The sequence below is a fragment of the Rhizobium sp. YTU87027 genome, assembly GCF_050644135.1.
Taxonomy (GTDB): Bacteria; Pseudomonadota; Alphaproteobacteria; order Rhizobiales; family Rhizobiaceae; genus Rhizobium.
In genome coordinates this window covers 384,451-397,402 of sequence record NZ_CP098443.1, presented here as the reverse complement: position 1 = coordinate 397,402, position 12,952 = coordinate 384,451, and the positions used below count along the sequence as shown (strand labels likewise).

Annotated in this window: 9 protein-coding genes; all 9 read right to left on the bottom strand. The window is 57.0% G+C overall.

Translation table 11 applies throughout. The annotated features are described in order from the left end of the window. A complete protein-coding gene (locus NBG89_RS32415; RefSeq protein WP_431324701.1) occupies window positions 1-1,143 on the bottom strand; it encodes an ABC transporter substrate-binding protein in 1,143 nt (380 codons plus the stop codon). 109 nt (window positions 1,144-1,252) lie between these two features. Next, window positions 1,253-2,272 (bottom strand): LacI family DNA-binding transcriptional regulator, encoded by a 1,020-nt coding sequence (locus NBG89_RS32410; RefSeq protein WP_431324700.1) that lies wholly within the window; start codon window positions 2,270-2,272, stop codon window positions 1,253-1,255. Window positions 2,273-2,860: 588 nt separating this feature from the next. Next, window positions 2,861-4,234 (bottom strand): aminotransferase, encoded by a 1,374-nt coding sequence (locus tag NBG89_RS32405; protein ID WP_431324699.1) that lies wholly within the window; start codon window positions 4,232-4,234, stop codon window positions 2,861-2,863. Between the two features lie 229 nt (window positions 4,235-4,463). Continuing rightward, window positions 4,464-6,695 (bottom strand): methyl-accepting chemotaxis protein, encoded by a 2,232-nt coding sequence (locus tag NBG89_RS32400; protein WP_431324698.1) that lies wholly within the window; start codon window positions 6,693-6,695, stop codon window positions 4,464-4,466. A 523-nt stretch (window positions 6,696-7,218) separates the two neighbouring features. Further along, window positions 7,219-8,397, bottom strand: coding sequence for an acetyl-CoA C-acetyltransferase (locus NBG89_RS32395; protein ID WP_431324697.1), 1,179 nt, complete (start codon window positions 8,395-8,397; stop codon window positions 7,219-7,221). A 35-nt stretch (window positions 8,398-8,432) separates the two neighbouring features. Then, on the bottom strand, window positions 8,433-9,872 hold the full coding sequence (locus tag NBG89_RS32390; protein ID WP_431324696.1) for an NAD(P)(+) transhydrogenase (Re/Si-specific) subunit beta: 1,440 nt from the start codon (window positions 9,870-9,872) through the stop codon (window positions 8,433-8,435). Window positions 9,873-9,891: 19 nt separating this feature from the next. Next, window positions 9,892-11,466 (bottom strand): Re/Si-specific NAD(P)(+) transhydrogenase subunit alpha, encoded by a 1,575-nt coding sequence (locus tag NBG89_RS32385; protein ID WP_431324695.1) that lies wholly within the window; start codon window positions 11,464-11,466, stop codon window positions 9,892-9,894. 61 nt (window positions 11,467-11,527) lie between these two features. Beyond that, window positions 11,528-12,157: a 3-oxoacid CoA-transferase subunit B gene (locus NBG89_RS32380; RefSeq protein WP_431324694.1), complete on the bottom strand. Its 630-nt coding sequence runs from the start codon at window positions 12,155-12,157 to the stop codon at window positions 11,528-11,530. Between the two features lies 1 nt (window position 12,158). Further along, the gene (locus NBG89_RS32375; protein WP_431324693.1) at window positions 12,159-12,863 is read right to left on the bottom strand and encodes a CoA transferase subunit A; all 705 of its coding nucleotides are present in this window, start codon (window positions 12,861-12,863) and stop codon (window positions 12,159-12,161) included. Between the last annotated feature and the right edge of the window lie 89 nt (window positions 12,864-12,952).

Here is a 12,952-nt window from a genome sequence, read left to right as displayed (position 1 = left end):
CTAGCTCCCGACCACCTGATCGTAAGCTCTTGTCCAGGCAGCGGGATCGTCGGGCGGCCCTTGAAAGAGGAGATGCTTGGCGGTGCTCGGATCGTCGGCACCCCGATCAAGCAGATTTGTGGCGCCATCGCCGCCTTTTACTAACGTTCTTTCTGTCGCCGCCTTGTTGCATTGAGGAAATGAATAGGTGTCGTACAAGTAGGATTGAACGGCTTCGCTGTTCCAGACCTCGATGAATTTCAGAGCGTTCTTTCTATTCTTTGCGCCGCGCACAAGCTGCGGCCCATCGACCCAACCGAGGCTGCCCTCTTTCGGTACCACACATTTCGACACCTGCTTTTGGGCCACACGGTTGATCCTGGCAGACGCTGCAAGATTGGAGGATTGTCCAACCCATGCCTTGCCCGTTCTGATGGCGTCCTCGAAGGATGAGTCGCTCGCGCCGATCTGGAATGGCTTCAACCGCGCCAGTCGCTCAGCAGCGGCTTGCAGTTCCGCACCGTTCATGGCGTAAATCCGCTCACGCGGAATACCAATGCTCAGCCCGGAGATTGCAAGAAAATCTTCAGGTCCCCCTTTTGTGATGACCTTCCCTTTTGGAACCCGTTCGTCCCAAAGTGCATTCCAGGAATAGGGTTCAGACAGCGATAACTGGTCGACATTCCAGATGAGGCCGAGCGAGTCCCACATGTTTGGGAAGAGGGTGACCTTGTTCGGTTCGATGACGTAAGGAAACGTTGTGTCCTCACGAAAAATCGGCCAGATGTCTTCCCAACCGTTAACTTCTCTAATGTCAAAGGCTTCGATCAGGCCGGCTTTAAAGTAGGTCGGCGACCAGCCGCAATTGGCAAAGACGATATCATATGAACCTGCCCCGCCTGCCTTCAACTTCGTAAACATATCCTGGTCTGTTTCGGCAGGAATGCCGCGCATGCTCAGTCCAGCTTTTTTCATGAGACTGGCAATTTCCGGCGCGACATAGCTCGACCATCCGAGCACGACGACTTCGTCGTCGGCGCGCGAGCATGCGGATAGTCCACCGACGGCACTTGTCGCCAGAACAGCCGCCGAGCTCCGCAAAAATGTACGTCTATCTACGTTTGCAATGGTTCGCGCCGGCGCATTGCCGAGACCGTTTGTCATGACTTAGTTCCCTCCCGTGTCAAGTCGATGGAACGTTCCACCAACTCTATGCGCCTGTCAAGCGTTAATTTCGGCGCTTACGCAGTCAGGATTCCAAGCGGGGCAAAGATCAGTCTTTGCAACGGCCAGTGGTGTGCCTCTCGATGAGACGCGGCGGAAGCATTACCTCGGCCAGTCGCATTCCGTTCCCATCGATCGAAATGCCGTCGACCGCCATGTCGACAGCGAGTCTCGCTAATTCTTCCATGGGCTGCGCAATTGTGGTCAGCGCAATTCTGCTGTGGCCGGAGATCGCAATATCATCGAAGCCAATGAGAGACAGCTCGTTTGGGATTTGAATTCCCAGCCTATCCGCGGCCGAGATTACCTCAAGGGCGATCCTGTCGAGAGCAGCCACGATGGCCGTTGGCCGGCCCTCGCGTGCCAGGAGTCTCATGATCAGATCTTGATAGTCGCCATCTCCAAGAGCGCGCCCCTTTTCCCGCAATAAGTGGGTCTCGCACAGTCGAAGTCCCGCCTCAGCCATGCCGGAGCTGAAACCCTGGAAACGTACCTCCTCGATCCTTGGCTCGTCAGCGAGCATCGCACTCACGAAGCCGATCTCTCTGTGGCCGAGCGCTGTCAAGTGTCTGACTGCGAGCTGTGCACCGAGATAATCGTTCACAGATACTGAATTCTGACCCGGCATCGTCAGGCCAACGAAAACTTTCGGCAAGTCCGCACCGATCATGCGCAAGGTCTCGCTCTCCGGCGAAGACAGAAAGAGCACCGCAGCCACCCGGTGCTCTATCAAGGTGCGCACGCGTTTGCTTTCAGCGTCGGGAAGGCCGCCTGTGGAAACCAGCAGAATGCTATGCATCCGCTTTGCAGCATACCGTTCAATGTGCGCTGCTAGCTCAGCGTGGTAGGGATTGGTAAGATCACCCACGACTATCCCAAGTACTTTAGGACGTTGTCGCATGGAACGCGCGCCCGCGTTCGCTTGATAGCCCAAATCGGAAATTGCTTGTAAGACCCTTTCGCGAATCGTAGCGTCGACATTGGACTTTCCCTGCAAGACATTGGACACCGTCGACTTTGACACCCCAGCGTGCGAGGCTACGTCAATTATTGTTGGCGATCTTCGCATTTCGTCCTGTGCCCTCGGGTTGCAGTGGTTAGCTGCGCAGCGTTGTACAGGTAGTTAGTCAATTGCGTAGCTTTCGTCCATCGCGTTCGACTAATCGTCTGAGCGCCCCGAAATGCTCGAAACAATAAGCTTCCATGCAGGGCCAGCATATCCGTATATCCCGACGGATTTGTCCCGAAGAGATCCATAGGCCCTCGGTATTATTGGTATCAAAGAGTGCTAACGACGCGTCATCGAAGGGTTTGCTTGCGCTCATCTTCCGGATGCCTACCTGCCCCGGATCATGTCCGCGGCTTTTGTCCCAACGCTAACCACCAAGTCTCTTCTACCACAGCAGCTTGGGCTGGTTTGAGACCCACTCCTGAAAGTCGATCCCGAGGAGCCTACCCTCACACGCAGCTTCTCAGTATTTCGTCAGTTCACCATCGAACCTCCTTCTGCTTTCTGCAGCACATTACGGACGGAAACTGGACCAGCCGCAGCGAGGAAAGCGCATAAAGCGGGAGCGCGTTTGCACCGGGCAACTGCCAGCTCGATTAGGATGCATGATCCTAGCGCGCCTCCCTCGGGTCGATGAGCCGACGTCACCTACATTCCCAGCTGTGCCGCGGCTTCGTCGAGCGACCTATCCAAGGCTTTGACGATCATGTCGATTTCTTCGGGCTTGGTGATCATTGGTGGTGAAAACAGCACAGCATCGTCTGTCGGACGCGTGATCACGCCATTCGCCTGCATGCGCTCCGCGACCATGGAGCCGAGTTGTCCGACTGTCCCAAGCGCCGTTTTGTTGTCCTTGTCGATGACAAGCTCAACGCCCGCGAGAAGCCCGATCCCGCGAACTTCGCCCACGAGCGGATGACCAAGAAGCTTGCGGAACCCCTCCCTGAGTCGGTTACCCATCATTGCGGCATGTTCGGGAAGCCTCTCGTCCTCAATAATGCGGATCGTCTCCAGCGCAACGGCAGCTGCAACGGGATGGCCACATGTAGTGAAGCCATGCCACATCCCACCATATTTAACGCTGGCATCATAGATCGGCTCCAATGCTTTTTCATTCATTACAAAGGCGGCAAAGGGAATGTAGGATGACGTCAACTGTTTAGAATAGACCATGACATCAGGTTCAAGATTGTAAGTTTCCGAACCGAACATTTTTCCGGTGCGGCCAAACCCGCATATCACCTCGTCAGCTACGAACAATACGTCGTATTTCTTCAAGATGGCCTGCACCTTTTCCCAGTACGTCACCGGTGGTACGATGACGCCTCCTCCTCCCATAACGGGCTCCGCGATGAAGCAGCAGATCGTCTCCGGGCCTTCGGCGAGAATTGCGTCTTCCAGCTCCTTGGCCAGACGCGTTGCGAACTCTTCCTCGGTCTCACCTGGAACGCCTTCTCGATAGAAATGCGGGCAAGTCAATCGAACAACGGGCATAATCAGATCATGCCCCCAGTGGTTGGCGTCAAGACCAGTCAGGTTGTTGGTGGCAATCGTTGCACCGTGATACGCGCGCTTGCGGGCAATAATCTTTTTGCGTTTTGGCTGTCCCATTGCATTCGATCGCTGCCACAGGAGTTTTATGACCGTATCGATGGCCTCTGAGCCGGATGCATTGAAAAAAGCCTTGCTCATCGGAACTGGCGACATTTCGACAAGCTTTTGCGCCAGATCGATAACTGGCGGCGTCGAGCGGTGAACAAAAATATGATAGAATGGTAATCGGTCATATTGCCGTTTTGCCGCTTCACCGAGACGTTTTTCGCTAAACCCGAGACCAGCAGACCACATGCCCGACATCCCCTCGAGATATCGCTTTCCTGCATTGTCGTAGACGAAAACCCCCTCGCCCCTCTCAATGATAATCGGACCGACCTCTCGATGCTTGATGTGATTGGTGTGGGGATGGAGCATATACTTGATATCTCGGGCTTCCATCGAGTTGGTTAGGATATTTCCGTCCAAGTTCATCTCCACTTTCAGACTGCTGGTCGCCATTGTCGAATGGCTAACGTACGTTAGTTATTTCACTTTGAAAAGCCGGATTGTCTCTCAGTAGATTAGCGGCCGCAAGGAACACGAATGCTCCGCCAGCTCACGGCTAACTTGACGCGGCGGCGTTAGATTGGTCGCCTCGAGGTTGCGCGTACGTCGGAAAATTCGCGCCGCCACCACACTGCTTGACGATTAAACTTCAGCTTGCCGCAACCAAACGAACCGCCGGCAGCGCTTCCACGTCGTCACCAAGCTTAAAGATTTGGATCAAGTTTTTCAGTGCCAGTATTTCTTCGCTAAGGGATAAGCTTGCAGCAGTCGTCTCCTCGACCATCGCGGCATTTCGCTGGGTCACCTCATCCATTTCGTTCATGGCACGATTAATATCACGTACAGCTTCCGCCTGTTCGATGGATGACCTCGCAATGCCGTGAATTGCACTACTGATTTTCATCACCTGCTCGGACATCAGATCTAAAGTCGATCCGGCATTCCCAACGAGTTCCGTCCCCTCCTTCACCTGCGCGGCCGAGGCATTGATGAGCGCCTTGATTTCACGCGCAGCGCTTGCAGAGCGTTGAGCGAGTTCGCGCACCTCCTGAGCGACTACTGCGAAACCTTTGCCAGCGTCTCCAGCACGCGCAGCCTCTACGCCTGCATTCAACGCCAAAAGGTTGGTTTGGAATGCAATCTCATCGATAACGCCAATAATTCGCGACACCTCAACAGACGACTGCTTAATTGCGTGCATTGAACTGATCGCAGCAAGCACGACGTCCCCAGATTTTTCTGCGTCACGCCGCGCACGCTCGACATCGGATGTCGCGGTTTCTGCCACTGCCGCACTTGAACTGACCTGCTCGCTGAGTTCAGAAAGAGCCGCGGCTGTCTCTTCAAGGTTAGCGGCTTGCCTCTCGGTACGGGACGCGAGATCAGAGGCACTACTGCCAATTTCTGCGCTGTTCGAGCTGATGTTTGCGACAATACTGCTGATCTCGGTCATAGTGCTCTCGAGCTTTGAGACGGCGATATTGAAGTCGTCTTTGAGTTGTGCGTACTCACCAGGAAAATGCGAACTAATACGGGTGCATAAATTGCCTTGCGATAGCTGAGACAGATTCTCGGCGAGGGTAGACACAATTCGGCGCTGGGTGGATACTGCCTCAGCCCTGTCCGCGTCAAAACGGGCTTGCTCCGTTTCGGCTGCTTGCTGCTGAGAGGCTGCTTCGGTTTGCAGTCGCTCCGTGTCGGCCAACTGGAACCGGAAATTTTCAAGGGCTTGCGCTACGGCACCAACTTCATCTGCGCGATCCTGGCTACTGACTTCGACATCGTATCTCCCAGATCGCAGAGCATCGACGTCGCGAACGAGCTTTGCGAGCGGCTTTCGAACAGCTTTGTCTACGACAACAAACAGTGCCGCAGTCACAGAAAGGAAAGTCACGAGACCTGCAATAATCAGAAGACTCGTCTGATCGGCAACCGGTGCCTCGACTATTGCCCGCGGCACATCGACGACGACGAGCCATTTCGTCCCAACATCTGGCAGCTCAAAAGGATAGATGACACGATCGAAAATCCCACCCTTTTCGTCCTCGATACCGCTAATTGTCTGGAGCGCGTTGGACTTTAGCGCTTGCTTGACGGAATCCACGCCTGGATCGGCATACTCCTTCGACGTGACCTCTGTGGTCGGCCCGACGATCCAATTTCCGGACTGCGACAGCAAGAACACCCTTCCTGTCTCAAACGGGCGCATCGCGCGCAACTGGCTGCCAAGCGAAGATAGGGATATGTCTACACCAGTTACACCGATGAACTCTCCTTTCGATATGACCGGATAAGTGACTGAGGTCAGCGTCACTGGGTTCTTTGTGCTCGGGTCGACGTAGGTAAAGGGTTCAGTCAGGGCACCCTTCCTACTTTTTTTCGAAAGGGCAAACCACTCCTCCGAGTAGTTGACGCCGTCGAACGTTTCGAACGATGCCCCGGTGGGATGCATCACCCACGTCATCGCCAGTCTCCCGGAAGCGTTCGTTCCAGAGCCCACGTCCCCTTTCAAGGCCGCAGATTTCCCGTCGAAAACGTCAGTCTCTTCGCCAAACCATGTGGCATACAAAACATTGGAGTGCAGAGTTGCGTACTTAAGGATATCTCGGAGCAGGGAACGGGTCATTCCCCCGTTGTCTCGGCCAAGACTGATAACGTCAGCCATAGTGCGGACGGCACCCGCGTATTCGCCGATCGAACCGGCAATGTCGTTCGCAATGGATCTTGCCTCGACTTCTCCTTGCTTTTCCACGAGACGCTGAGTGCGTGCCGCAGACTTCTCAATCACGAGATAGTTTGCTCCCAGCAAAACCAGGAAGAAGGCGACACCGGCCGAAACAATAATTTTCAACGCCAGAGACTTATTTAGTAGCTGATACATAGATCCCCTCCTTCTATCTCATTTTCACACTGGCCAATGAGGAGCAACTCGCGGGCCCAAAGAATCCATATCGCGCAATACGAACGTTCGTTAGCTATAGCGCATTGTTGGTGAATAGACCCCTAAACACGTTCGGGTGGTCGAGAGTATTGATGCGGCATGCGCCAAACAACGGGGTTTCATGAATGGGTCGTTGGCAAACGAGCAGCACAAAAGTCATCCGCTGCAGCACGCTTCAATTCCAAGGGCGGGACATTGGATAAATCCCGATTCCCCAGTGTCAAAGGACCGTCAATTCGGCGGCAATTTCGCGTCCCGTAGCTCTGAGGCCTTGACGGACACGAAGCCGAGCTCGTCGGGCGACATCAGATCGTCGCGGATGCGTTTGGCGGAAGCTGCACTCATCGCCTCAGATGCGCTCCCCTGCTTTTGAAACGCGACGATAGCCGCTCGAAAAAGGCGCTATCCACCTTCGCCCATGGATCCAATATGCGCCCTAGTTTTTCGCCGAGCCGATCAACGGCTACAGACGCTCGACGCACATAGCGACGCCCATGCCGCCGCCGATGCACAGCGTCGTCAGGCCCTTGGACACGCCGCGACGCTTCATTTCGAACAGCAGCGTGTTGAGCACGCGCGCGCCGGATGCGCCGATCGGATGGCCGATGGCGATCGCGCCTCCGTTGACGTTGACGATCGCCGGATTCCAGCCGAGGTCTTTGTTGACGGCGCAGGCCTGGGCGGCAAAGGCTTCGTTGGCTTCGACAAGCTCGACATCGGCAACCGACCAGCCGGCCCTTTCAAGCGCTTTGCGCGAGGCGGGGATCGGCCCGGTACCCATGATCTGCGGATCGACGCCGGCGGTTGCCCAGGAGACGATGCGGGCGAGCGGTGAAATGCCGCGGCGGGAGGCTTCCTCTTCGGTCATCAGCAGGGCGGCGGCGGCGCCGTCGTTGAGGCCGGAGGCGTTGGCGGCGGTAACCGTGCCGTCCCTGTCGAAGGCCGGACGTAGCTTCGCCACGGATTCGAGCGTCACGCCGTGGCGGATATATTCGTCCTGATCGACCGTCACATCGCCCTTGCGGGTGGAAATGACGAAGGGAACGATCTCGTCGACAAAGCGGCCAGCTTTTTGGGCAGCCTCGGCCCTGTTTTGCGAGGCGAGCGCGAACTGGTCCTGCTCTTCGCGGGAGAGCTGCCACCGGCGCGCAATGTTTTCGGCAGTGATGCCCATGTGATAGCCGTTGAAGGCGTCCGTTAGACCATCCTTGATCATCGTGTCGATCATCTTGAAATCGCCCATCTTCACGCCGGCCCGCAGGTGCGCGCAGTGGGGTGCCATGGACATGGATTCCTGACCACCTGCAACGATGATACGGGCGTCGCCCGTCGCAATCTGCTGCATGCCGAGCGCGACCGCACGCAGGCCCGAGCCACAGAGTTGGTTCACGCCCCAGGCTGTTTTTTCTTGCGGAACTCCAGCCTTCATTGCTGCCTGGCGGGCAGGGTTCTGGCCTTCACCGGCGGCGAGAACCTGGCCGAGGATCACTTCATCCACTTCGGCGGCCTCGACACCTGCACGCTCCAGCACACCCTTAATGACGGCAGCGCCGAGTTCATGGGCCGGAGTGTCGCCGAAGGAACCGTTGAAGGTGCCAACGGCTGTGCGGGCCGCGCTCGCTATGACGATAGATCCATGCATAGCTTCACTCCTCTACGTTAAAGCTGCTTGTTTCCTCACGCGAGGATCGGCAATAACGAGGAGACCGAACTCCTAGCGTCGCCGTAGAACATTCGCGTGTTTTCCTTATAGAACAGTGGATTTTCGATGCCTGAATAGCCGGTTCCCTGGCCGCGCTTTGAGACAAAAACCTGCTTGGCTTTCCACACTTCGAGCACGGGCATGCCTGCAATCGGCGAATTCGGGTCTTCTTGGGCCGCCGGATTGACGATGTCGTTGGAACCGATGACGATAACAACATCCGTTTCATGGAAGTCGTCATTGATCTCATCCATTTCCAGCACGATGTCGTAGGGTACCTTAGCTTCGGCGAGGAGCACGTTCATGTGACCTGGAAGGCGGCCGGCCACCGGATGGATAGCGAAGCGCACGTTCTTGCCAGCCGCCCTCAACTTGCGGGTCAGCTCGGAGACAGCCTGTTGCGCCTGGGCGACCGCCATACCGTAGCCCGGTACGATAATGACGCTATCGGCATCGTTTAGCGCACTAGCAACGCCTTCCGCATCGATGGCGATCTGCTCGCCTTCGATTTCCATCGTGGGACCGGTCGCGCTACCGAAACCGCCGAGAATGACAGAAACAAAGGAGCGGTTCATAGCCTTGCACATGATATACGACAGAATCGCTCCCGAGGAGCCGACCAGCGCACCGGTGACGATGAGGAGATCGTTGCCGAGCGTGAAGCCAATCGCCGCAGCCGCCCAACCGGAATAGCTGTTGAGCATTGAAACGACCACCGGCATGTCGGCGCCGCCAATCCCCATAATAAGGTGATAGCCGATAAAGAAGGCGAGCAATGTCATCAGAAACAGCGTCCAAATGCCGGCGCCGTTAAAGAACATAAATAGCAGGAGGACTGAGACGATCGCAGCGCTCGCATTGAGGAAGTGGCCACCCGGCAGTTTCTTCGCCTTGCCGTCGACCTTGCCAGCAAGCTTGCCGAAAGCGATGACCGAGCCGGTGAAGGTGACGGCGCCGATAAACACGCCGAGGAAAACCTCAACCTTCAGGATGACGATCTCCACCGCATCCTTGTGCGCGAGCTTGGCGGCAAACCCGGCCAGTGTCGAAAGATCGCCGCCGGACGCCTTCAGCGCCAGAACCGTCCCGAGTTCCAGTTCGGCATTGAAGCCGATGAACACGGCGGCCAAGCCGACGAAGGAATGCAGCGCCGCAACCAACTGCGGCATTTCCGTCATCTGCACGCGGGCGGCGACATAATATCCCATGACCGAGCCGGCGGCGATCATTATCAGGATGATGAGCCAGTTGCCGACGCCGGGACCGTAGACCGTGGCCACGACGGCAAGCGCCATGCCGACGATGCCGTACCAGACGGCACGCTTGGCACTCTCCTGGCCGGACAGGCCCCCGAGCGAGAGGATAAACAGAACTGCAGCGGCGATATAGGCCGCAGAAACGATACCGATAGTCATAATCTTTTCCCCTTCCCGCTTAAGACTTCTGGAACATGGCAAGCATGCGCCGTGTCACAAGGAAGCCACCGACGATGTTGATCGTCGCGATCAGCACCGACAGGGCTGCCAAGACCACTACGAGCCAACTGCCAGAACCGACCTGTAACAGCGCGCCAAGGATGACGATGCCGCTGATGGCGTTTGTCACCGCCATCAGCGGCGTATGCAACGAATGGCTGACATTCCAGATGACCGAGAAGCCGATGAAGCAGGCGAGCACGAAAACGATGAAATGGTTCATCAAGCTTTCCGGCGCATAGGCGCCGACCACGAGCAGGAGCAGGATCGCGATCACCAGCAGCCCGGCCTGGTTGCGCGTCTGCGCCTTGAAGGCCGCGGCTTCCTTGGCCCGCTTTTCCTCAGGTGTTGGCTCCTTCACCGTTTCCTTCGGCTTGGCCGCCGCGATCGCCTGTACCTTGGGCGGCGGCGGCGGGAAGGTGATCTCGCCCTGGAACGCAACCGTCGCGCCCCGAATGACGTCGTCTTCCATGTTGTGGACCACCGCGCCGTCCTTGTTCGGCGTCAGGTCGGTCATCATGTGGCGGATATTGGTCGCATAGAGCATCGAGGCTTGGGCGGCCATCCGGCTCGGGAAGTCCGTATAGCCAACAATGGTTACCCCATTCTCGGACACAATCTTCTGGTCGGCTACGGTGAGGTCGCAATTGCCGCCACGCTCGGCGGCAAGGTCGACGACGACCGAACCGGGCTTCATCGCGGCCACCATGTCGGCAAGCCAGAGCTTCGGTGCATCACGTCCCGGTATCAGCGCCGTGGTGATGACGATGTCTATCTCAGGAGCCAGTTCGCGAAACTTGGCGAGTTGCTTCTCGCGAAACTCAGGCGACGAGGGCGCGGCATAACCGCCGGTCACGGCACCATCCTGCTGTTGTTCTTCGAAGTCGAGATAGACGAACTCGGCCCCCATCGATTCGATCTGCTCGGCCACTTCCGGGCGAACGTCAAAGGCATAGGTGATAGCGCCGAGCGAGGTCGCCGCGCCGATCGCGGCAAGCCCCGCAACCCCAGCACCGATGACCAGAACCTTGGCGGGCGGCACCTTGCCCGCAGCCGTCACCTGGCCGGTGAAAAAGCGGCCGAAATTGCTGCCAGCCTCAATCACAGCTCGGTAGCCGGCGATATTCGCCATCGATGACAGCGCGTCCATTTTCTGGGCGCGGCTGATGCGGGGCACCATGTCCATGGCAATGACATTGGCTTCGGTCAACTGTGCCTGCTCCAGCAGGTCTTTGTTCTGCGCCGGATAAAAGAAAGAGATCAGTGTCTTGCCAGAAGACAGCTTCGCGACCTCATCCGCTTCCGGCGGACGAACTTTTGCAATCACATCCGACGAGGACCATAGCGCATCGGCCGAGTGAATAATCTCGACGCCGGCAGCAACATAGGCTTCGTCAGAAAATCCGGCAGCGTTGCCGGCACCTGTCTCGACCAGGCACTGGTATCCAATCTTTTGTAGTTGCAGTGCGCTATCGGGAGTCAATGCGACCCGAGCCTCTGCGGCGACGATCTCGCGCGGCACGCCAATTCTCATCTTGCTAGGTCCCCTGCTTATGAGCCGACCGCCGTGAGGTCAGCAGATTGTTGGAGTTAAATCAGACCGTTATGTTTGCTTCGGTAGCATCGCGAACGTCCTGTTCGGAAACACCGTCGGCGAGCTCGACGATTCGCAGGCCACCATCCACGACGTCGAGCACTGCGAGATTGGAGATGATGCGGTTGACGACGGCCTTGCCGGTCAGTGGGAGCGTACACTCCTTCAAGACCTTGGATTCGCCGGCCTTGTTTGTGTGATCCATGACTACGACAACCCGGCGCACTCCCGCAACTAGGTCCATGGCCCCGCCCATGCCCTTGACCAGCTTTCCCGGTATCATCCAGTTAGCAAGGTCACCTTTTTCGCTCACTTCCATGGCGCCCAGGATCGCCATCGCGATCTTGCCGCCGCGGATCATCCCGAAGCTCGTCGCGCTGTCGAAATAGGCCGTCTCCGGCAGCTCGGTGATGGTCTGCTTTCCCGCATTGATCAGATCCGGATCCTCGTCACCCTCGAAAGGGAACGGGCCCATGCCCAGCATACCGTTCTCCGACTGCAGGATTACATTGACACCTGATGGAATGAAGTTCGGAACCAGGGTGGGGATGCCAATGCCGAGATTGACATAGGTGCCGTCCTGCAGTTCTTGGGCGGCACGGGCCGCCATTTTATCACGATCCCAAGCCATCTCAGGCCTCCTCACGCTTGCGGGTGGTCACTTTCTCGATGCGCTTCTCGTGCGGCCCCTCGATGAGACGGTGCACATAGATGCCGGGCAGATGGATGTGGTCCGGATCAAGAAAGCCTACAGGCACGATTTCCTCGACCTCGGCGACACAAACCTTCCCGCACATGGCGGCCGGCACATTGAAGTTCCGAGCGGTCTTTCTGAAGACCAGATTACCTGTGGGATCGGCCTTCCACGCCTTGACGATCGCCAGGTCGGCGATGATCCCGCGTTCGAGAATATAGATTTCTCCGTCGAACTCCTTGTGGTCCTTGCCTTCGGCGACCAACGTGCCGACGCCGGTTTTCGTGTAGAAACCGGGGATCCCGGAGCCGCCCGCCCGCATTCGTTCGGCCAAGGTGCCCTGCGGATTGAATTCCAGCTCAAGTTCGCCAGCCAGATATTGGCGCATGAATTCGGCGTTCTCTCCGACATAGGAAGAGATCATTTTCCTGATCTGCCTGGTCTCCAGGAGCTTGCCCAAGCCGAAGCCGTCGACACCGGCATTGTTGGAGGCAACCAAGAGGTCCTTGGCTCCGCTCTCCAGAATTGCGTCAATCAGCAGCTCAGGAATGCCGCACAGACCAAACCCCCCTGCGGCTATCCTCATGCCATCGAAGAGCAGTCCCTCCAACGCCTGCGCCGCGCTAGAATATATTTTGCTCATGTTGAAACCCGCAAATTGATCGAAACACACGCACGTCGTACTCGGTGTCGCAAACCGAATGCTCTCACCGCCCCTCCGCAAGGAGATGG

Bases quoted from the DNA above. Each gene is read 5' to 3' on its own strand.
- NBG89_RS32385 (WP_431324695.1), bottom strand. From the start codon at position 11,466: ATGAGAATTGGCGTGCCGCGCGAGATCGTCGCCGCAGAGGCTCGGGTC.
- NBG89_RS32400 (WP_431324698.1), bottom strand. From the start codon at position 6,695: ATGTATCAGCTACTAAATAAGTCTCTGGCGTTGAAAATTATTGTTTCG.
- NBG89_RS32395 (WP_431324697.1), bottom strand. From the start codon at position 8,397: ATGCATGGATCTATCGTCATAGCGAGCGCGGCCCGCACAGCCGTTGGC.
- NBG89_RS32410 (WP_431324700.1), bottom strand. From the start codon at position 2,272: ATGCGAAGATCGCCAACAATAATTGACGTAGCCTCGCACGCTGGGGTG.
- NBG89_RS32415 (WP_431324701.1), bottom strand. From the start codon at position 1,143: ATGACAAACGGTCTCGGCAATGCGCCGGCGCGAACCATTGCAAACGTA.
- NBG89_RS32380 (WP_431324694.1), bottom strand. From the start codon at position 12,157: ATGGCTTGGGATCGTGATAAAATGGCGGCCCGTGCCGCCCAAGAACTG.
- NBG89_RS32375 (WP_431324693.1), bottom strand. From the start codon at position 12,863: ATGAGCAAAATATATTCTAGCGCGGCGCAGGCGTTGGAGGGACTGCTC.
- NBG89_RS32390 (WP_431324696.1), bottom strand. From the start codon at position 9,872: ATGACTATCGGTATCGTTTCTGCGGCCTATATCGCCGCTGCAGTTCTG.